We start from the raw sequence: 19,541 nt of genomic DNA on the forward strand, positions 1-19,541 counted from the left end.
AAAGCTTCCCTTTAGTCTTCAGCCGCGCCGATGACGCCGCCGATGATTTCGCCGGGCCCGGTCACGGGCGCTGCATTGCCGTTGGCGTTGATGCCGGCGCCGCCGGGCGCGCCGCCGGCCCCGCCGTTCCACTTGTTCTTGGCGCCGACGAGCGCGTTCTCGCCCGCTTGGCCCGCCGCGCCGTAGGCGCCGCCGTCCCCGCCCTTGCCAGCCTGCGCGAAATCCGAGTTCTTGACCCGCGCGCCGCCAGCCCCAGGCGCCAGCTGCGTGCCTGCCGCGCCGGCATTGCCGTCGGCCCCGTTGATGTCGGCGCCAGCGCCCGGCGGTCCGTTCGGCTGGCCGCCGCCGCCGCCGCTTCCGCCGGCGTTGAGATCGGAAAACGAAAACCGTCCGCGCGCGCAGCCGCCTGCGCCGCCGCCGCCGCCGCCGCCCCAGATGTCGCCTTCGTTGTCGACCGAGAGCGGCGCGCGCAGATAGATGGCGTCGCCGCCTTGCCCGCCTGGCGCGCCGTGATTGTACGGCACGCCGTCGCCGCCTTTGCCGGCGCCGCCGATGACGCGCCCGCCGGCCTCGACGACGAGCGAGAGATCGATCGCGTACTCTGCCGTCGGCCAAGGGCCCGTGTCGATCGCAACGCCGCCGTTCGGCGCGCCAGGTGCGCCCATGACGGTGACGCCGTCCGGCACGACGAAAGTCACGTGCGCATCGGAGAACCCGGTATAGCCCGCCGCGTTGGCGAGCTCGCGCAAATTGACGCCGGCCGAAGTCGACGTGAGCTCGATCGTCGCCGAAAAGCCTGACGGCGGAGTTTCCGGCTCGCTCGGCGCCGCGGCCTTGTTCTTGGCGATCTCGTAGGTGCGGTCGAACGCGACGCCATTGCGCACCGCGCGCAGCACCGCCTGGCCGCTGTCGAGCGTCAGCCCCGCGATCGCGTATACGCCTTCCGCGTCGATCGAGATCGAAAGGCCAGGCGTTGCGCTCACCACCGTAAACGACGCCGAAGCGACGCCGTCGTCATCGACGATCTCGTCGAGCACGACGTCGCCGATCTGAATCTTGAACACCCCGCCCGCGGCGCTGTAATCGCCGCCGGCGCCGTCAGAGTCGGTCGCGACCACGGCTGACGGCCTGGTCAGAAAGCCGCTGAACGGCAGCGCCGCCGCCTGGCTCACCACTTCGATGATGTCGCTTTCGGTGCGCCGGCCGCGGACGTCGATCGCAACCAGCTTCAGCAGATAGCCCAAACCCAATTGGCCGGCGCCGAATGCGGCCAGCCGCGCATCCCCCGGCAGCACCCGCACGAGTTCGAACACGCCGTCGTCGTCGTCCCGGCGTTGATAGAGTTCGAGTTTGTTGACGCGCCAGGCGTCCTTCGCCGGGAAGGTATAGTCGACGAAGATGCCGCTCGAATTGGCGAGCTTGTTGACGATCTGCGGCTTCGGCGGCGGCGGGAACGCTTCTCCGGACACGGCCGACTGGAAGCCGCCGAGATCCTGAATGTTCAGCGTGTCGTCGTCGTACGTGGTGTCGTCGTCGAACTCGGTGAGGCCTTCGAGGTCGCCGTCGAACAGACCCGGATCGTAGGGCAGGGCGCGGATCTCGGCCTCGAGCTCCGGCGCGCGCTGGATGTCCGTCACGGTCGCGTCGAGCGTCTCGATGCCCGCATCGCCGAAGACGACGAGATCGCCAACCTTCGGCGCATTGGCGACGGGCTGCGGCGTCGCCAGAGTCACCACCTTGCCGCGGCCGTTTTCCATGTTCGTCAGCGGCAACACCGTGCGTGTCATCTCGCCGCCGGCCACCTGCCGCCAAGCGAGGCCGTACGTGTCGCCCGCGCTCTGCGTCACGAATTCGTCGAGCGTCAGCGCGAGCACGTTCTCTGCGGCGCCGTCGAGCGTCAGGCTCTTCACCCGCGCCGATTGGCGCCCGACCGCGATGACGAAATGGGCGATGGCTACGCGGTCGCCCCTGCCGCAGGCGAGGTTTTCCCAATCGCAACGCCAGGAATAGTCTTCGACCCGGATCAACGCTTCGGCGATGTATCTCAGCGCCGCTTCGCGCACTTCGTTCGGATAGATTTTGCCGCCGGTCTTCAGCGCGACGATGCGCCCAGGATCGGCGGTGTTTTCGTCATAGCCCGGAAAGAACACCAGCATCTCGTCGGGCTGGTAATCTTTTTCGGCGTTGTTGAACTGGCAGCGCACCGCATGCGTCGGCAGCGCGTAACGGCGCTGGCTGCGAAAGCCCCAGGCGTTGCGCGCCGTGAACACCTGCCGCGGCGCCGGCTTCACGTCGTCGATGACGACCGAGAGCTTGCCGTTACGTGTGATCGGGCTGGCGCGGCCGCATTGCGCCACCTGGCGCATGATCTCGTCTTGTCCCGCGCCAGCGCGCAATTCCATGTCGCAGCGCCAGCCGCGTTCGTGGCAGAGCTCGGCCCAGGCGCCGAGCGCGGCGTCGTCGACCTCGGTTGCAGGATCGCGCGGGTTCGGCGCGCCAGGCCCGCACGCGATCCAGCGGAAAAGTTCGGACGGGTTCGAGGTTTCGGCTTCGGACCCGTACGCTTCCGCGACCGAATCCCAGCGCGGCGCGATCCGCTGCGCCACGCCGTTGATGAGATCGACGACGCCGTCGAGCTGATCGCTGGCTTCGATCTCGATCGCAGTGACGGCCAGATTATTGTCCGTCACCGGCGCGGCGAAGGTGAAGCTCCTCAGCATCGACCACTGGAACGCGTTCTTGCCCTTCGGCCCCGGATCGTCGGCGAGCGTGCGCTTGACCGCGACGTCGTAGCGCCCGCGCGCGACCGCTTTCTCGAAATTCATCCGGAACGGCTTTTGCTTCTTGACGCCGTCGATATCGTAGAAATGACCCTCGTCGGCGGCTTCGCCGCTGACGAAATCGAGCCATTGCGTTGTGCCGGTCTCGCGATAGCGAATTCGGAACTCGATCCCCCAGGTCTTCAGCGAGCCGTCGCTCGAATAGAAGATGAGGCCCTCGGGGAACGCGAACTCGACCTGCAGCAAGTCGCACTGATCGCTCGATGTGGTGCGCTCGACCCAGCCGTCTTCGGAAGAGATGAGGCCCGGCCCCTCGTCTTCGTCCGGCGAACTCGAGAAGATGGTCGGCCACGGGTCGGCCGGCGTCAGCTTGTGCTGCACAGTGACGCCGGCGAACTTCTCGATCGGCGTGTCGCCGATTTTGAGGTCGCTGACGCTCACGGGCGCGAGGCCCCAGCACAGCAGCATCCGCAGCACGACCTTTTCGTCCTGGCCTTGCGTGTAGTGCTTGGCTGCGTGCGGCGGAAAAACCCGGAACCGCCCCAGCACGGCCGGCACCTTGCGCCAGCGGGCGATTTCGTTGCGCGAGGCTTCGATGTCGGCGATCTGCTCGAAGCCGGGGATTTGCGGGCCGCCGCCGATGAAGGCCTGCGTCAGCATCGAAATGCCGGCGCTGATGGCGATATTGATCGCCAGATTGACGAGGAATTCGGTGACGCCTGGGATGTATCCAGGCCGCGCCCGGAGCGCGACGATGCGGCCTTCGCGCGGGCGCACCTTGCTCCAGATCGATCGATCGAAGCGGGCGTCGTCGATGAAGATTTCGAGATGCGGCAGCCAAGCGGCGTCGAGCTCACCGCGCTCGATCAGCGCGTCGACGATCTCCTGCAGCGTCGCCCCGGGCGGATGGACGAACGCGCGCGGCGCCTCGAACGGCAGCGCGAGGCTGCCCTCCGCCTGCTTTTCGGCGGACCGCGCCGCCGCGCTGACGCCCTGGCGTTTAGCGGCTTGGCGCGACACAGGCGAACACTTTGAGCCCGGCGGCGTGCGTGACGCCGCGCCGGCCTTCGATCGGGTCGATACGGAGCCCAGCTTGGGCGCTGGCATGCAGCATCCGTCCGGCGCCGCAGAGCACGCCGACATGATGCGCGCGCCCGCCGCTGCCCAGCACCAGCACGTCGCCGACGCCGCCAGCAGCGACATTGCGCCACGCGTCCGATTCTGCGCGGAAGAGGGCGTCGACCTCGCGCGTCAGCCGGATGTCGAGTTCGCGATAGAGCTCTTCGTAACCGCGCGCCCGCCGGCCGATCAGCTGCTGCACCCAATAGGCCAGGCCATAGCAATCGAAGGCGAGCGGACCGCGGCCGCCGTCCTGAAACCAGCCCCGCAGTTGCAGCGGCGGCGCCCAGGTCGCGAGCGGCGCAGCGGCGTTCGGCGTAAGGTCGACGCCGGCGCCCGGGGCGAACACAACGGACATTAGTACAGCCCCGGAGTCGAACCCGGCGTAAACGCCTGCAACGGCCAGATCTCTTCGCCGTCGTCGCGCTCGGCGATGTCGCATTCGATGCTGTCGGCCGCCGGACGCGACGCAACGATCTGCAGTCCAGGCCAGGTCTGCTCGACCGTATCGGGCGTCGCCGCCAGCACCACTTCGATCAGCACGCTCGGCCGGCCAGCGGTGATGCTGCGAAATGCGCCCACCGCGTCCGGCTCGATATTGTCGACCACGAGCTTCGCCGCGCTCGGCCGGCCGTCGGCGCTCTCGCCCGGAGGAACCGGCGTCATCGGCCGGGCCGCGAAAATGAAGCCGCGGCTGACGATGTCGGCGCCGCCCGTGCACCAGCGCAGCGGCCCGCCGAAATCTGCGTGCGTGACGGTGACGAGCGCCACCGGCTGCTCGTCGGTGTTGGCGGCTGCGACCGCATCGATGAAGCGCGCGCTCGGCATCAGGAGAAAATTTCCAGCCTGAGCTGCACGAAGCGGAAGAGGCCTTTTTCGCTGAACACCGGCGGGCTGTCGTACTCGGCTTCGACGGCGCCCCAGACCGGATGCGGGAAAGCGAATCGGAGCGCCTTGTTGCCGTCCCAGTGCGCGCGCACCAGCGCCGCTTCGGAATCGGTCAGCTTCAGCGTGAACGCTTCCACCGCGCCGATCGCGCTCGAGGCGACGCGCTTCTTCGTCGTGCCGTCGTCCATTGTCGAGCGACGCACGCCATCGGGCGCGGGACCCTGCCAGCCCTCGCGCAGCGGCTTGCGCACGTCCGGCCACGGATCGCCCATCAGCGCGGAATCCGCCGCCGCTGCGCGCCGAAACGCGCGTTCATCTCGCTGTCGAGCGCCCCGCCCGCCAGCTTCTCGCCGAACTTGCGCGTCAGCACGACGTCGAGCACGCGCTCGCCGTCGGCGCCAACGCCTTCGCGCGCTTCGACAGCGACGTCCGGCCCGTACTGGTTGATGACGTTGACCGTCATCCCGCCGGCCGCGGCGGCAATTGGCGCCGGCGCTTGCGTCAGGCGCGAGAGCCGCGCCAGCACGGCGAGCCCATCGACCGCCGCCGGCGGCGCCACCTGGCCCCAGCCGCCGACGATCGACAGTTCCGGCCGCATTTCGGCGAAGCGGTGGCTGAAGCCAGGGATCATCGAGCCGCCGCCGGCGAGGCCGCCGCCCTTAGGACCGAAACCGCCGTGCCCCACCGGCGATGGATTGCCTGCGCTGAAGATGGAAAACAGACCACTGACGAAATCGCTTCCGCCTTTGCCGCTGGCGGCCGCCGCCGCCTGTTGCAGCGCCGCCGCTGCGGCCTGCGCGCTCTTGGTCATGACGCCGAGCGATACGCTGGCGGCGCCGGTCGCCGCGGTGTGGCGCAGCGTCTCGGCCGTGCCGATCGCATTCTTCGCCGCCGCCTCGAGCGCGCCGCCGGCGAGCTCCTCGGCCAACACGCCGCCCGCTTTCGCAGCGGCGTCTTCCAGCGGATTGAAGATCTCGCGCAAGCCGTCGAACAGACCGTCGAGCGTGGCGCCATCGTCGCCGGTCAGTCCGCCGGCGACGCGGTCGCCGACGCGCGAGAAGAAGCCGCCGATCCCGCCTTCCTGGAACACGCCGCCCGCCAGGATTTCTCGGATCGCTGCGTCGGCGACGAGATCCTTCAGCAGCATGCCCAGGTCGCCGAAGTCGCGAATGTGCCCCGCCATTACGCCGGCAAGCGCCTGACCGGCGAAGCTGGCCTCGAACTGCGCCGCGGCGAGCTCTCGGTACTCGTCGCGAAGACGCGCGACGCCGCGGGCGATCGCCTCCGGCGACATGCCGCTCGACCGCAGCTCGAACTGCTCGCGGTCGAGCCGCTCGCGCTCGGTTTCGAACGTGCGCAGGAAGTCCGCTTCCTGCGCCTTCGCCGCGGCGAGCTCTTGCGCGCGCGCGTTCTCGCGCGTCGCCTGTGCGGCGTCGAAGTTCGCTTGCGTGAGCGCGCGCAGCCGCGCGAGATCGGCGTCGGAGATGTCGACGCCGGCGGTGCGGGCGGCGTTGATCGCTTCGAGCTGCTGACGCAGCGCCAGGCGCGCTTCGGCTTCTTCGCGCGAAGCCTTCGGAAACTCGGCCTGCGCCGCCGCCAGCGCCTCACGGGCGGCCAGCTCTTCGCGCAGCTGCGCGATGAATTGGGTGTGGCGGGCGAGCTCGGCGTCGGCAGCGCCCGGCGATGCTGGCGGGTTGGTCGGCGCGATCGACAGCGACGGCGCCGCGGCGGCCGGCCTGCCGTTGATCTCGCGAATGAGGTCGCCCGCCTGACGCTCGAGTTCGGCGTATCGCTGACGCGCCAGCACCAGGCCTTCGTTGCCGAGCGCCGAGCGCGGCGCAGCGCTCGACGGCAGCACGCCCTCGCCAAAGAGCGTGAAGAGTTCGGCCTGCTCGGCCGACGCGCGGGCGAGCTGGCGCCGCAGCGAACCGGCGGCGCGGTCCTCGATCCGGTCGAATTGTTCGAGGAAGTCGACCAGGTTGCGCGTCGCGCCGGCGATCGTCTCAGCGAGCGAAATGAAGTGTGGCGCAAGGTCGACCAGCGCCGACTTGAACTGCACGTCGATGACGGCCGCCGCCTGGCTCCACTGGCCGTTGAACTCGGCGGCGCGCGCGATCAGCTCACGGTCGAGCACGTAGCCCATGTCGCGCGCCGCCTGCGCGGCGCGGTCGAACGCGCCTTCGCCTTGCTGCAGCAGCGGCAGCAGCGTATCGAGCCCGAGCTCCTTGGCGATTCGTGTCTGCTGCGCTTCGTCGCGCAAACCGGCGATGCGCTCGGCGATGCGCGGCAGCGCCTCTTCGACCGACGTCATGGCGAGGATCGTCGCGTCATCGAAGCCGAGCTGCTGCAAGGCGACGAAGCCGCCGCCGCCGCGGGTCAGCGTCGCTTCGCCGAGTTTCTCCGCGAATTGGCTGTAAGCTTGGTCGGCCTGTTCGGCCGCGCCGCCGACGCCGAGCACGGCGAAGCGCAATTCCTGCAGCGCATCGGTCGAGACGCCAACACGCTGCGCTGCGACCTGAATGGCGCCGAGATCGCGCACCGCATTGCGCGTTGCGCCCTGCAGCGCGACGAAGCCGGCGGTGAGGGCGCCGACTCCGGCGGCTGCGGCGAGCCCGATCGGCCCGAGCGAACGCAGCACCGTGCCGACCGAACCGGCCTGACCGGCGAAGCCTTCCATCTTCTCGCGCGCGACGCCGGCCGTGGCGTCGATCGCGCGCAACGAGGTCGACATAGAGCCGGCGCCCTTCTTGACGCGCTCGCTCATTTTCTCGCCGGCTTCGCCCATCTTGGCGAACTCGCGCGTGACCTGGCTGCCGTCCGCCTCATAGCGGGCGATTTTGACAATCCTCGCCATCAGCGCTCGCCTTCGCCTTGTTCGCGCCGGCGCTCGGCGTCAGCCGCCAGCGCGCCGGCTTCGATCGCGCCGAGGAAGTCGACGACGCGCGTGCGCGCCTCGCCGGCGAGGCCAAGCGCGTCCATGCGCTCGCCCGCCGCCGCCCAATTGAGGCCGACCAGGACGCCCATCAGCCCGGCGAACTCCCAGCATCCGGCGCTTGCGGCGATGTCCCAGGCGAGTTCGCCTTCTCCGGTGCGGGCGGCGTGTTCGACGAAGGGGCAGCGTCCGTCTTCGCCTTTGCGCCGTCCGCCTGTGGCGCAGGGCTCTCGGGCGGCTCTGCAGCCGTCGCACCAATCGCCGCCTCCGGCCCAGACCCATTCGGTCCGGGCCCTGAGACGTTTTTTTCCGCATCCCACAATTGCTCGACGCGCCACGCGGCGAGTCGGAACGCGCTCTCGACGCCGCTGTCGTTGAACAAGAGCTCGAACGTCTCGAACGACGGATCGAGCGGGACGCCATCTTCGTCGACGACGCCGGTCAGCGCCGTCGCCGCCGCGGCCGCGAGCAGCACCGCCTGCATCCAGCCGTACGCCGCCGCCTGCGCGGCCTGCGACGTGCGGATCTCCTCGCGCCGCGGCTCGAGCGAAAGCCAATTGTGCTTGGTCTCGTCGCCGGCGATCAAAGCGTTGAGCTCGGCGCGCGCTTCGGCCATCGCGAACTTGTGCTCGAACGCGTCGAGCACGCGGCAGGTCAACACCGCCCCGTGCCCGAGTTCGAACGTGACGGGCGCCTTGGCCTGGGCGCCCGCCTTCTTCACTTTCAACGTCATCGTTTGGACCCCTAATTTTTCGTTCGACCGTTAGCCGTTCATCACGGCGGCGGCGGCGGCGGCGGCGGGGGCGGGGGATAGCCCGACACGTCGTTCACCAAGGTCACCGTCATCGCCGGATCGTCGGCCGATTGCTCGGCGACGAAATTGTAGGTCTGGAAGAGCCGCCCGCGGCCGGTCACCGCTTTCGGCGCCACGCCGATCGACACGTTCGTGAGCTCGAAGGTGAGGCTGGCGTGTGAGCCCACGCCGAGCCCGTTGGTCTTGACCCAGCCGAACTGCCACGGCTCTTTGGTTTCGGCCTCGGCGAGATCGTCGAACGTCGCGTCGGCCAGTCGCACGGTGAAGCTGCCGCCGATCGTCGCTTCTCCCGGATCGAGCGCGGCAGGAAATTCGTTGCCGTTGAGCGGATCGTAGCGCTCCAGGCCATTTGCGTAATTGAGGCTGAACGCCGTCGTCGGCGCCGCGACGCCATTGCGCTTCACGAATGGCATCGACGCCGGCACGCGCAGCAGCTCGAACGGATCGGCGATCGTGCCCGACGCCTGGACGCCGGCCTTCGTCACGTCGAGCAGCATCAGATTGAGATCGAAGCCGTCGAAGCCCGCCTTCTTCTCGAGGTTGATCGCCAGCGTGTCGGCGACCAGGCCGCGCGTGCGCTCGTACCAGGTGTCGGTGAATCGCTTCGACTGCGCGAGGTACTTCAGATCTTCCTTGCCGCTTTCCCAGACGTGGGTGTACGGGCCCGAGCCCGTCGTCTCCGGCGCGCCCAACAGCACCGTCAGCCAGAAGCCGAATTCGCGCAGGCACGCGGGCACACGCACCGGGCCGCCCCCCTCGGAAAGCGTCGGCGCCGACGCCTCCGGATCGCGGTTATTATGGCCGCCGCGGCCGAGCAGTTGATCGGTTTCGCGCCCCTTCGACTTGCCGTCGCTGCGCGTATACGCCGACAGCGGATACCAGATCCCGGTCGAGGGGAAGTCGCTGTCGAACGCCGCCAGGAATTGGAAGACGGACGTAACGCCGCTGCCGCGAATGCTCATCGTACTGTGCTCCGTTGTTAGCCGAGCGCGTCCGGCGCCGTGTAGGTGAGGGTCAAAGTTGCCGCATAGGCGACGTAGCGCGCCTCGGCGCTTGGATCGGGCGCGCCGATTTCGGCGTGATCGACCAGGCCGCCAAGCGTGGGGTCCGCGGCGATCGCCGCGGCCGCCGCCGCCAGCGCCGCGGCGCGTCGCGCACGCCGTTCGGAATCGCTGCCGCCGACAACGAGGATTTCGAGCGCCGCCGCGTGCTCGAACTCGAACGGCCTGGCCGCGCCCATGCAATAGCCGGTTTCGCTGCCGACGCCCTCGCTCAAAGCCACGAGGAGGCCGACGCCGTCTTCGTCTTCGTCCGGCTGCTGCGGGCCGATCGGGTCGCGCAGCACTTGCGCAAGCTCGAGCGCCTGGCCGATGATTTGCGCCGCTTCGTCGAGCGCCGATTCCGCCACCGTCATCGCGCTGCGCCGCCGCTCGCGCGCGCGACGACTTGGTCGCGGCCAGCGAGGAAGAGCTGCATCGTCCGCTCGGCGACGCGCGCCTCGAAGCCCTCGGCCGCGCGCGCGATCGCGTTTGACATGTCGTGCTTCTTCGGGATCGTCACGCTCTTGCGCAAAATGAAAAGCGGTTTGAAGCGCATCTTGCCGGCGCGGCTCGCTGACCAAGCCCCGTAAGCTGGCGTGCCGTCGCGCAAGGTGTGCCAATGCAGCTCACCGTACTTTTGCCGCATCGCCGCGATCACGCGCGAGAGCCGGCCGGCTTGAGTCGCGAAATGCGGCTGCTTGAACTTCGCCGCCTCGAAAATCGGAATCATCAGCCCGCCGCCTTTGGCGTGGATCGTGATGCCGGTCTCCAAATGGTCGAGCGGCATCGAGGCGTTGGTGCCGATCAGATAAGCGGGCTTGCGGGCCATCGCCCGCGCATCCTTCGGGAAGATGTTGCCGCGCACGGCGGTCGCGAGACGCGCCGCGCCGCGGATCTTCGCCTTGCGCACCGCATCGCGGCCAACATTCTTCAGCTTGTCGCCTTCTTCCTTCAGCGCCTTGTGCTGGCTCTCCGCAAAGAGCCGCCGCTCGCCGTCGGCGATCTTCGCCCACGCGCCGAAGGTCTCGACGCCCAGGCGAAAGCCCGATCCGTCGCCGAAGCGGGTGACGGTCACGACCCGGCTCCAATTTGGGCGGCGCCCACGATGCAGCCGAGCGCGAACATCGCCACGCACAGGGCGCAGATGCCCCATTCCCAGGCGTTCGGCCACTCGAAGCGCGGCTTCACGACGCCGCCTCGACCTTGATCGTGTAGCGCAAGCCGTCGTCGTCCTCGATCGTTGGCGTCTCGAGGACGCGCAGCGTCTCGGCGACGGTGACGCCGTCGGCGGCGAACAGCTCAAACAGATCGTTCTTCTTCGGCCTCGCCGGCAGCGTGCTCGTGCGCACGCGCAGCACGAGATCGGCTTCGACCGCCTGCGCCTCGCCGAGCCCGAACGCCGGCGCCGGCGCGTGCTTCTCGACCGCGCAGGGGTGCGCGCCGCCGGCGGCCGGCCGGAAGCTGGCGCGCACGCCGAACGCATCGTCGCACGCGGCGTGCATCCGCTCGAGCTCGGCTTCGAACGTCATTCCGCGGACTCTTAAACGCGCTCGATCACGCCGGCGGTGACCAGCGCCTCGATTTCGGCTTCAGGCAGGAAGAGCGTGCCGCCTGGACCGATATCCTTGCCCTCGGCGCCGCGCACCACGCCCAGCTTCACGCGCACTTCGCGTACGGCGCCGGTCTGCACGACAGCCTGGCCGTGCGCGGCGGCCAGGCGTTCGACTTCCGCTTGCGCCCGCTTCGTCTTTTCGGCTTCGGCGACGAGCTTGACCTCCGAAGCCTCCGCAGCGAGCACTGCCTGAACGCGCGCCGCCTCTGCCAGATCACGGGCGGCGATCGCTTCCCCGAGTTGCGTCGCCTTGACGTCGGCCTCGGCGCGCGCCGCCGCGGCGTCCGCCTTGGCGGCGTCCCGTTCGGTCTTCAACGCGTCACGCTCCTCTTTCGAAACCTTGCCGGCGTTCGTCAGCGCGTCCTCGGTCGCCTTCGCGATCGCCGCGCTTGCCGCCGCGCGTTCCTCGGCGCGGGCCGCTTCGACCGCGGCCGTCATGGCGGCGGCGTCGGCGGCGGCGCGGGCGTCGGCTTGCGCGACCAGGGCGGCTCGCTCGGCCGCGAATGCTTCAGCGGTGCGCTGGTCTTCTTCTTCCTCGGTCACGAGCGCAGCTTGCGCGGCCAAGAGCTCGCGCTGCAGGCGCGCGGCTTCGGCCTCGGCAGCTTGGCGGCGCGCGATCTCGGCCGCGTGCTCTTCAGCGCTTACGCCGGGCGCGGGCGCAGCTTCAGCCGCCGGCGATTGTTCGGTCGAGCCGTTCATGTCGGCGGCCGTGGGGCCAGAGCCAGGCGCATTGGGATCCGCGCCCGCTGCAGGCGGCGTTTCCGTTTGCGCCGCCGGACCCGTCGTCACGCCCTCGCCGGCGGCGGTTTCGGCGGCCGGGTCCGTTTGCGGCGCGGCCGGTTGCGTCTGATCCGCGCCGGCCGGGGCTTCGTTGTTCGCGAGCGGCAGTTCGCCGCCGATGTTTTCGGTGTTGGACATTGGAGCTGCTCCTCTGAGGGGACTTGCTGGGCGCCGCGCCGATCACGCGAAGCCAAGAAAGGCCCCTCGGCGCGTGACGCGCCGAGGGGTTGAGGGGAGGGAACGATTAGCGGACGCGCGCGCGGAACGTGGCCGCCGGGCGCGACAACACCGGCAGCGGCGCGCCCTGCATCAGCAGCAAGCGGCGGCCGGGATCGAATTCGACCTTCGACTTCGTGAAGCTTTCCGCGACGATGTAGCCCGCCTCCGGGTCCTGGATCGCCCCGAAGCAACGCGTTTGCGCGCCGTCTTCGCCGTTGTTGCCCAGCAATACGCTGTAGTCCGCCAGCACCTTCTGCAGCGCGCCGGCGTCGTCGTGGTAGGTGTTGAAGTACATCCAGATCCGGACCGTCGAATTCCAGATGCCAACGAGCTGGCCGCCGAAGTCCGGCAGCTTGGTGAGATCCAGCGAAGCCGTGGTGCCGCGCAGCGTCGTGTCGACCGCCTTTTCGAACTTTGGGTCGGCGCGGAGCAGACGCAACGCGAGGCGATCGACAACGATATCGGTCACCGGCACGCCCGAGTTTTCGGCGAAGGTCGCCGACCAGTCTTCGATGTTCTCGAACGGCGAAACGTCAGTCTCGCCCCAGCGAGCGGTCGTGGTGAGCGTCACGGTGTGACCCGCCGGCCGGCTGAAGTCCACCGTCTTCGTCGCGTAGCCTTCTCCCGTCACCGTGGTGATGCCGTCGTCAAGCGCGTCGGCCGCCATTAGCTCGAGCCGGCGGTAGTACATGTCCTGCTGATCGAGCAGAGTTGCGTTCAGCAGCGCCGCTTCGCGCTGCGCCGGCGTCATTTGCGGGGCGCCGCCGATCGTTTCGCCGATCGCACGCTTGAAAACGCGCTTCGGGTTCGGAGAGCGCTTGTCCTTCACGTACGCCGGCTTGAAGGTCTTCGCCTCGTAGCCGAGATCCTCGACGAACTTGCCGGGCACGTGCGCCGCGACGAACGGCGTCACGCGCTGCTTGTTGATCTCGATATCGAAGGCGATCTCTTCTTCGTCCGACTCGACCTGGTTGCGGAAGAAGAGATCGAGCAGGAATCGCTGCGGGCGTTGTTGACGGCGGATGACTTCCGCGATCGCAGCGGTGGAATACATATCCATCGTGGTGTTTCCCTGAGTTGGAATGTGTGGCGACAGCCGCGGTCGCGGCGCGGTGCAGGCCGGTTAGTCGGCGAGCGGCTTGTGGATGTGGATGCCCTTCTGCGCGAGGGCGCGGCGATTGGCGGCCGCGGTGTGACCCGTGCCGAACCCGATTTTGTTCTCGTTGAACTCGCCCGTGTAGTACACGAACGCGCTCTTGTCGCCGCCGCTGGCGTCGCAATCCTCGGCCAGGACGGCGACGATGGCCTGCGAGCCGTCGACAGCCGCCGAGAGCGACTTGATGTACTTGCCGCTCGCCGTAATCTGCCCGAGCGCGTCGCCGGCGACCAAATTAGCGCCGGACGCGATGGTCACCATTTCGCCGGACACCGGCTGACCGTTCAGCGCCACCAGAAGCCCGTTGGGGTCCAGCGCCGCATGGTTCGTCACACCAACCATGGTGCAAAGCTCCTATCGATTGAGTTTGGGAGGGACGCTGACGATTACGCGCGCCAGCGACGCGGACCGTCAGCTTTTCGCGGGCGCCTTGCCGATCGCCGCGTCGTAGGCAGCCAGCACGCGATCGGCGATCGCGCTCGCCTCGCCTTGCGCCTTCTTGCCGGCTTCCGTCTCGGCGGCCGCGCCGAGCTTGGGATCGTAGACGCGGCCGGCGAGACCAGAGGCTTTCGGCGCGGCGGCGAGCAGCTTCTTCGCCGTCTTCGCCGTCATGCCGGCGGTAAAGGCGAGCTCCTGCGCAAGCGCCTCGCGGCCCTTGGCCTCGGGGAGGGCGAGAATCGCCTTGGCGCGCGCGAGCGCGGCCTTGGCCTTCGGCTCTTCCTCTTCGCCTTCGGCGGTGGTCTCTTCTTCCTCGCCCTCGGCCTCGACTTCTTCGTCTTCGCCTTCGGCCGTGGTTTCTTCTTCCTCGCCCTCGGCGGCCGCTTCGTCCTCGGCCGGCTCTTCTTCTGCCGCTTCGGTCGTCTCTTCGTCCAGAATGCCCTGGATCGCTTCGAGCTTCTCCGACTCGGTCATCGCCGAACGCTTCATGATCGCCGCGATGCGCGCGTCCTTCGTCTTGCGCATATCTTCAGTCTCCGTTTGCGCGCCGGGTTCAACAGAGGCCGCGGACGTCGGCGCCGGCGCGCGCCGCGATGCGGAAACAGGTGCTATGTTTTTGACGGAGGCGCCGGCCACGTGGGCGCGCAGGGCGCCGAACGCGGCCGCTTCGTGCGCGATTTCGTCGACCAGGCCGAGCGCCTTGCCGGAGCGCGCGGCCTCGGGGTGCTCGGCCATGAAGCACGCCGCTTGCGTCACGATCTGCGCCTCGCGCGACAGCATCGGCCGGCCCGCGGTGACGTCGGCGACGAAGCGCTCGCCGATCGCATCGATCTCCGCCTGCAGGTCCGCGCGGGCGTCCTCGCTAAGCGGCTTGAACCAGGCGCCGTCGGTTTTCTTCGCGCCAAACTGAATCGGCGTCACGACGACGCCGGCCTTGTCGATCGCGCTCGACCAATCCTCGTGCACGATGACCGCGCCGATCGAGCCGACGATGCCGACCGGCGGCGCAAAGATGCGGTCGGCCTGGGCGCCGATCCAATACGCGGCGCTCGCCATGCAATCGGCGAACATGAAGATCGGCTTGCCGTTCGCGTTGCCGCTCTCGCGCATCGCGCGGATATCGGTCGTCAGCGCCTCGAGGCCTCCGGCGACGACGCCGCCCGGCGAATCCATCCGCACGAACACGCCGCGCACGCGCGGCTCGGCCATCGCCTCCTTCAGCGATTGCGCGATCGTGTCGTAGCCCCAGAACATTGCGCCAGAGATCGAGCAGAAGCCGCGATCCAGCAGCGCGCCTTCGATTTCGATGCAGGCGATGCCGTCGATCAGCGACCAGCCATAGCCTTCGGCTTCCGGCTCGCCGGCGTAAGACGGCGCGTAGGCCTTCGGCTGGCGCGGCGCATCTGCGTCGAGCACGATGACGGCGCCGTCGTCATCTTCGCCGGCGCGCTTCTGCAGCAGCTTGGCGATGCCGAGCCGCTTGAAGAACGCGCCGGGCCGGCTCTGCAGTCGATCGTGCTGCAGCGCGCGTTCGTTGACGGCGAGCGCGCGCAGTGCGAGCTCGCGCGCCGCGTCGGGCGTGAGCAGCAGCGGGCGTCCCGCGTGGCGGGCGATGCGGTGCATCGTCATGTGTGTTTCCTTCAGCGCGCGCGGCTTGCCGACGCCGGCGCGGGTTGCGCGGCCGGGACGTCGGTCGCCGGCGTTACGCCATAGATAGCGGGATTGACCGGAGCGAGACCGCGCTCGGCGCGCAGCTCGTTTTCGTAGGCGAGCTGATCGAGATTATCCTCGTAGTCTTCGCCCTCGGCCGCGGCTTCCTTCTCGAGCGTCGTCAAGCCCATCTCGATGCCGATCTGCGCGGCTTGGCGATCCTTGACCGGATCGACGCTGCCGAGCGCCGGGCCGATCCAGGTCGCCGCGCAATAGGCGCCGGGCATTTCCTCGAACGGCGGCGCGCCGGCGGGCTCGGTGAGATAGCCGCGGTCGAACGCTTCCTGCATCACCGCGAAATAGGTTTGGTCCGCGGCGTTCTGGCCGAGCTGTGCCCGGCGCCCGCCGACTGTGCGCCACACTTCGTTCAACGCGGCGCGCGAACTCGAATAGTTCGTGCGGGAGAAATCGCGGCTGATCTGTTCGTAGCTCGTGCCCGTCATCGATGCGACGATCGACAAGAAGGCGGCGCGGAAATCGATAAAGGGCTGCGTCGTGCGCGACGACGTGTTCATCTGCACTTCGTCGCCCGGCGCCAGCACCGGCATGCGAATGCCGTTCAGGAAGAGCGGCGCGATCTCATAAAACGCCGAGCGGAAGCCCCAAGGATCGGTTTCATGGTCACCTGTCGCCAACGCGTCGGCGATCGCTTTCGGATCGTACCCGGTTTTGATGAAGGCGCCGAACAACGCGTTCAGCAGCGTGTTCGCGGCTTCGGCGTCCGTGATTTGCGCCAGCTGCTTGATCGCGGTCAGGATCGGCGCGAAGCGCGTCACACCGCGGTTCTGCGCGGCGCGGTCGTGATCCATGACGTGCAGCACGATCGGGCGGCCGCCGGGATTTTCCCACGGCACGCGCTCCCACTCATACTGCTTCGATGAGAAGCCCGGCTCGATCGCGTGGGCCCTGCGAATGTGCGCGGCGATCGGCGCGCCGTCTTCATCAAGCTCGACGCCGCTGCGCAGCGTGTCGGAATCGGGCTGGCCCATCGGATTGCTGAGGCGATCGGGGTCGATCACTTCGAGGCTCGTGGAATAGCGTGCGCCGAGCTCGAGACGCTTGGCTTCATCACGGAAACCCAGCACCGCGAGGGCTTCACCCTCCGGGCCCGACCATTGCTTCGCCATCAACGTGAGCATTCCGGGGAATGTCTGACGCCGCCGGCGGTCGCAATGCTTCCGCGGGTCCATCGCCCAGGCGTAGAATTCGCGCTGCATCGCACGCGCCAACACACGCGAGGTTTTCTTGTCGATGCCGAGCGCGTGATAGTCGGGCTTTGCCGACAGAACCCAGCGATGGCCGACGATAAGATCGGCCGAATGGATGACGGCCGCCGCGGTCGCACCATCATTGCGCTGCAGATCCCGCGCGCGGGCGACGAGCTCTTCACGCTCGTACTGCAGATCGGCATCGGCGCTCGCGCGGATCGGATGCCAACCGGCCATGGATTGATGCGCGCGACCGGCGCCCTGATACGCGCTCGCGTGCGCCTGGTTGGGCTTCGTCCAGGCCTTGACGCGCACGCGGGGCTTCTCTTCCGCGGGCACGGGCGCGGGCGCATTCACGACGGCGTTCATGCGTTCAACCGAAATACGGCTTGATCGCGCCGCGGCGCGGGCGGCCCGCGAGCTCGGCTTCGGCGCGCGTCAAGGCCTGCTCGAGCTCCTCGATCGTCATCTGCGCATACTCAACCGAGCGACCGCCGGATGCGATCTTTGACACAGCGCGGCCGCTGCGGCGCGCCTGCAAGGCCGCGCGAATGGCGGCGACGTCATCTGCTGTCGTCATTCGCTCGGCTTCCTCTGGTTGGTTTTGTTGTGCGCAGCGAGACGCTGCATCCAGGCCGGCAGCGCGCCGTCGCTGGCTGACGGATTCTTCGCAAGCCTCCCCGCCGGCGGGGGAGGCGGCGCCGGATGCGCCGCCTCCCGTTCACTGCTCACGGGGGCATCTTGCGTCGTGTCGGTCGTTGGCGCGACAGCGCGGACCGCCGGAAAAAGTTGCGCGCCGGCGTCCTGGGAGGGCACCGCCGGCGCGGCGGCAGGCTGCTCCTTCGCTGCATGGCGGGGAATTGCCTGCGCACCTTGTTCGGCCGCTTCACGTGCGGCGTAATCCAACAGCGGCGCATCGCCCGAGGGTGCGGCGCGCGCTGCAAAGAGCTTCGCCCATTCGGTCGGGCCCCAACGCTCCAAGCCCTTATCCCAGGCGAGCGCGTAGCAATAAACGGCGAGATCGAGCTGTTCGTTCGAGCGGCCACTGATTTTTTCCCAGAAGCCGACGGCGCCGGCGCGGCGCGACTTCGGCTCTTTGAACACTTCGGCAGTCAGCTGTTTGAAGTGCTCTTCCGGCGCATCGAACGGGAAATAGAGCCCGTACGGCAAACGCTCGCCGGCCTCGCTCGCCTGCAGCGCGCGAAACGCCATCGCGTAAATCGTCTTCTTGACGCCCCAGCCGCCGACCAGGTGGATCTTCGCCGTGACGTACTTGCCGTTCCGGCCCTTGACGCGGCCAATGCCGCCTTCGCCGAACGGCAGCGCGTCGAACTTCGATGCGCCCTTCAGCGCCTTCAAACCGATCGAGCGTTTGACGAACTCGTAGACCTTCGCCGTCCGGCCCGCGCCGCCCCCTGAGTCAACGCCGAACGCGTCCAGCCCGAGCGGTTGCGTCGCTTCACCAGGCCAGCGGCGCTTAATCATTTCCGCGAGCTCGAGCCACGGCGCGTCAGTCGAGGTGTCGCCCTCGCACACGCCGCAATCGATCCGAGCGCCCGACTTGTCCGGGCCCCACGCGTACACCGCCCATTCGATGCGGTTGTTCTGCACGTCGGCCGCGCCCGTCAGCAGACACGCCCAGGCCGGCACCACGCCCCGCTGCACGTGTTCGCCGCGCGCCTTGTAGAGCGCTTCGAAATCCGGCGCGTCGACCGCCGGGTCCCACGCCAGGCCCAGCTTCTGCTGCCGGAACGTCTTGCGCTGCGCCGGGTCTTTCTGCGCCGCGTCCGCTTCATCGAGCAGGCGCGCCCACGGTTTGAACGGCGAGTAGACCTGGCTCAGATGAAAGCTCGGCTGGCGGCCTTCGGTCGATCGGCCGCGCCAGTGTTCGAGCTCGCTCGCCTCGAAGCACGCCGGCGGCGCCGGATTGCCGAGCGGGTCGGCCTCGCTCTCGTACGTTTTAATCCAAACGCCGGCGGCCAGCATCGGCTTCTTGTGCCGCTCGTCGATCAACACGCCGCACTCGGCACACGCGAACGCCGCGCCTTCGCCGGTGCGCTTCAGCCGGTCGAAATCGAGCGTCTGGAACGCGCCGCACTCGGGGCAGGGGCAATAGAACTGCCGCTGGTCGCCCTTCTCGTAATAGCTCGAAATCCGACAGCCCGGCAGCTCGCCCGGCGTCGACGCGAGCAGGATCTTGCGGTCGGCGTGCGCATCGGTGCGCGTAATCGCCTGCGCCAGCGGATCGCCGCGCTCGCCCGAATCCTCGCCATACTCCGAAATCTCGTCGGCGAAGACCCGCTTGACGCTCTTGGCCTGCAAATCCTTCGACGCGCCAGCGCTGACGATGTGCAGCGGCCCGCCGCGATAGCGTTTCGTCTTCGTCGTCGAGCCAGTGCGCGAGCGTTCGATCAGTTCGAACACCTTGCTCTTCAGCGTTGGCGTCGCCGACACCATCGGCTCGAACTTCGTGGTCGAGAAGAGCTGCGCTTCGCTCAGCGAAGGCTGCACGACCAGGAACGGCGCCGGATCGACGTCGATCGTCTGGCCGATCCAGTTCAAACCGACCTCGGTCTTCACCAGCTGCGAGGCGCATTTGAGCGTGACGGTGTCGGCCGGGTGATCCGGCGACAGACACTCCATCATCTCGACCGCGTACGGCGTCGTCGCGTTCGACCACTTGCCCGGCTGCGGCGAGCCGGCGTCTTCCGAGACGTAGCGGCGCTTTTCGGCCCACTCCGCGACGCTGAGCTCTGGCGTCGGCTCGGCCGCAGCGCCGATCGCGCCATAGAGCCGGGTGCGCGGCGCGAAATAGGCGGCGAGGGCGGGCGAATAGCCGGCCATC

18 protein-coding genes are annotated in these 19,541 nt (G+C 68.4%); all 18 read right to left on the reverse strand.

Going from position 1 to position 19,541, the window contains the following annotated elements; all coding sequences use genetic code 11:
* Positions 1-11: 11 nt before the first annotated feature.
* The 18 genes from gpJ to VEA80_RS06580 all read right to left on the reverse strand — a co-directional run bounded on the left by gpJ (position 12) and on the right by VEA80_RS06580 (position 19,540).
* Positions 12-3,800 (reverse strand): TipJ family phage tail tip protein, encoded by a 3,789-nt coding sequence (gpJ, locus tag VEA80_RS06495; protein WP_325059888.1) that lies wholly within the window; start codon positions 3,798-3,800, stop codon positions 12-14.
* Positions 3,781-4,257 carry an NlpC/P60 family protein gene (locus VEA80_RS06500; protein ID WP_325059889.1) on the reverse strand — a complete coding sequence of 159 codons (477 nt, stop codon included), beginning with the start codon at positions 4,255-4,257 and terminating at the stop codon, positions 3,781-3,783. Before VEA80_RS06500 ends, gpJ begins: the two co-directional genes overlap by 20 nt.
* Complete coding sequence (locus VEA80_RS06505; RefSeq protein WP_325059890.1) at positions 4,257-4,727, reverse strand: DUF1833 family protein; 471 nt, start codon at positions 4,725-4,727, stop codon at positions 4,257-4,259. Before VEA80_RS06505 ends, VEA80_RS06500 begins: the two co-directional genes overlap by 1 nt.
* On the reverse strand, positions 4,727-5,059 hold the full coding sequence (locus tag VEA80_RS06510; protein WP_325059891.1) for a hypothetical protein: 333 nt from the start codon (positions 5,057-5,059) through the stop codon (positions 4,727-4,729). Before VEA80_RS06510 ends, VEA80_RS06505 begins: the two co-directional genes overlap by 1 nt.
* Positions 5,059-7,641: a hypothetical protein gene (locus tag VEA80_RS06515; protein ID WP_325059892.1), complete on the reverse strand. Its 2,583-nt coding sequence runs from the start codon at positions 7,639-7,641 to the stop codon at positions 5,059-5,061. Before VEA80_RS06515 ends, VEA80_RS06510 begins: the two co-directional genes overlap by 1 nt.
* Positions 7,641-7,811, reverse strand: coding sequence for a hypothetical protein (locus VEA80_RS06520; protein ID WP_325059893.1), 171 nt, complete (start codon positions 7,809-7,811; stop codon positions 7,641-7,643). The genes VEA80_RS06515 and VEA80_RS06520 overlap by 1 nt, the downstream gene beginning before the upstream one ends.
* A complete protein-coding gene (locus tag VEA80_RS06525; protein ID WP_325059894.1) occupies positions 7,811-8,452 on the reverse strand; it encodes a hypothetical protein in 642 nt (213 codons plus the stop codon). Before VEA80_RS06525 ends, VEA80_RS06520 begins: the two co-directional genes overlap by 1 nt.
* A gap of 41 nt (positions 8,453-8,493) precedes the next feature.
* A complete protein-coding gene (locus VEA80_RS06530; protein WP_325059895.1) occupies positions 8,494-9,495 on the reverse strand; it encodes a phage tail tube protein in 1,002 nt (333 codons plus the stop codon).
* A 17-nt stretch (positions 9,496-9,512) separates the two neighbouring features.
* Positions 9,513-9,947: a hypothetical protein gene (locus VEA80_RS06535; protein WP_325059896.1), complete on the reverse strand. Its 435-nt coding sequence runs from the start codon at positions 9,945-9,947 to the stop codon at positions 9,513-9,515.
* Positions 9,944-10,648 carry a hypothetical protein gene (locus VEA80_RS06540; RefSeq protein ID WP_325059897.1) on the reverse strand — a complete coding sequence of 235 codons (705 nt, stop codon included), beginning with the start codon at positions 10,646-10,648 and terminating at the stop codon, positions 9,944-9,946. Before VEA80_RS06540 ends, VEA80_RS06535 begins: the two co-directional genes overlap by 4 nt.
* A gap of 109 nt (positions 10,649-10,757) precedes the next feature.
* Positions 10,758-11,102, reverse strand: a complete 345-nt coding sequence (locus VEA80_RS06545) for a head-tail joining protein (RefSeq protein WP_325059898.1) — start codon at positions 11,100-11,102, stop codon at positions 10,758-10,760.
* Between the two features lie 11 nt (positions 11,103-11,113).
* Complete coding sequence (locus VEA80_RS06550) at positions 11,114-12,103, reverse strand: hypothetical protein (RefSeq protein WP_325059899.1); 990 nt, start codon at positions 12,101-12,103, stop codon at positions 11,114-11,116.
* Positions 12,104-12,209: 106 nt separating this feature from the next.
* Positions 12,210-13,244 carry a major capsid protein gene (locus tag VEA80_RS06555; RefSeq protein WP_325059900.1) on the reverse strand — a complete coding sequence of 345 codons (1,035 nt, stop codon included), beginning with the start codon at positions 13,242-13,244 and terminating at the stop codon, positions 12,210-12,212.
* A gap of 63 nt (positions 13,245-13,307) precedes the next feature.
* Positions 13,308-13,682 (reverse strand): head decoration protein, encoded by a 375-nt coding sequence (locus VEA80_RS06560; RefSeq protein WP_325059901.1) that lies wholly within the window; start codon positions 13,680-13,682, stop codon positions 13,308-13,310.
* Positions 13,683-13,751: 69 nt separating this feature from the next.
* Positions 13,752-15,407: a S49 family peptidase gene (locus tag VEA80_RS06565; protein WP_325059902.1), complete on the reverse strand. Its 1,656-nt coding sequence runs from the start codon at positions 15,405-15,407 to the stop codon at positions 13,752-13,754.
* Between the two features lie 11 nt (positions 15,408-15,418).
* Positions 15,419-17,065, reverse strand: a complete 1,647-nt coding sequence (locus VEA80_RS06570) for a phage portal protein (protein WP_325059903.1) — start codon at positions 17,063-17,065, stop codon at positions 15,419-15,421.
* 4 nt (positions 17,066-17,069) lie between these two features.
* The gene (gene gpW, locus VEA80_RS06575) at positions 17,070-17,276 is read right to left on the reverse strand and encodes a gpW family head-tail joining protein (RefSeq protein ID WP_325059904.1); all 207 of its coding nucleotides are present in this window, start codon (positions 17,274-17,276) and stop codon (positions 17,070-17,072) included.
* The gene (locus tag VEA80_RS06580; protein ID WP_325059905.1) at positions 17,273-19,540 is read right to left on the reverse strand and encodes a phage terminase large subunit family protein; all 2,268 of its coding nucleotides are present in this window, start codon (positions 19,538-19,540) and stop codon (positions 17,273-17,275) included. Before VEA80_RS06580 ends, gpW begins: the two co-directional genes overlap by 4 nt.
* Position 19,541 lies beyond the last annotated feature (1 nt).

Origin of the sequence: Vitreimonas sp., from assembly GCF_035627415.1 — a bacterium.
In the GTDB taxonomy this organism is placed as follows: Bacteria; Pseudomonadota; Alphaproteobacteria; order Caulobacterales; family Aquidulcibacteraceae; genus Vitreimonas.

Bases quoted from the DNA above. Each gene is read 5' to 3' on its own strand.
- VEA80_RS06515 (WP_325059892.1), bottom strand. From the start codon at position 7,641: ATGGCGAGGATTGTCAAAATCGCCCGCTATGAGGCGGACGGCAGCCAG.
- VEA80_RS06510 (WP_325059891.1), bottom strand. From the start codon at position 5,059: ATGGGCGATCCGTGGCCGGACGTGCGCAAGCCGCTGCGCGAGGGCTGG.
- VEA80_RS06525 (WP_325059894.1), bottom strand. From the start codon at position 8,452: ATGACGTTGAAAGTGAAGAAGGCGGGCGCCCAGGCCAAGGCGCCCGTC.
- VEA80_RS06555 (WP_325059900.1), bottom strand. From the start codon at position 13,244: ATGGATATGTATTCCACCGCTGCGATCGCGGAAGTCATCCGCCGTCAA.
- VEA80_RS06520 (WP_325059893.1), bottom strand. From the start codon at position 7,811: ATGGGCGTCCTGGTCGGCCTCAATTGGGCGGCGGCGGGCGAGCGCATG.
- VEA80_RS06500 (WP_325059889.1), bottom strand. From the start codon at position 4,257: ATGTCCGTTGTGTTCGCCCCGGGCGCCGGCGTCGACCTTACGCCGAAC.
- VEA80_RS06580 (WP_325059905.1), bottom strand. From the start codon at position 19,540: ATGGCCGGCTATTCGCCCGCCCTCGCCGCCTATTTCGCGCCGCGCACC.
- VEA80_RS06565 (WP_325059902.1), bottom strand. From the start codon at position 15,407: ATGACGATGCACCGCATCGCCCGCCACGCGGGACGCCCGCTGCTGCTC.
- VEA80_RS06545 (WP_325059898.1), bottom strand. From the start codon at position 11,102: ATGACGTTCGAAGCCGAGCTCGAGCGGATGCACGCCGCGTGCGACGAT.
- VEA80_RS06560 (WP_325059901.1), bottom strand. From the start codon at position 13,682: ATGGTTGGTGTGACGAACCATGCGGCGCTGGACCCCAACGGGCTTCTG.
- VEA80_RS06570 (WP_325059903.1), bottom strand. From the start codon at position 17,065: ATGAACGCCGTCGTGAATGCGCCCGCGCCCGTGCCCGCGGAAGAGAAG.
- VEA80_RS06535 (WP_325059896.1), bottom strand. From the start codon at position 9,947: ATGACGGTGGCGGAATCGGCGCTCGACGAAGCGGCGCAAATCATCGGC.
- VEA80_RS06550 (WP_325059899.1), bottom strand. From the start codon at position 12,103: ATGTCCAACACCGAAAACATCGGCGGCGAACTGCCGCTCGCGAACAAC.
- VEA80_RS06530 (WP_325059895.1), bottom strand. From the start codon at position 9,495: ATGAGCATTCGCGGCAGCGGCGTTACGTCCGTCTTCCAATTCCTGGCG.
- VEA80_RS06505 (WP_325059890.1), bottom strand. From the start codon at position 4,727: ATGCCGAGCGCGCGCTTCATCGATGCGGTCGCAGCCGCCAACACCGAC.
- gpW (WP_325059904.1), bottom strand. From the start codon at position 17,276: ATGACGACAGCAGATGACGTCGCCGCCATTCGCGCGGCCTTGCAGGCG.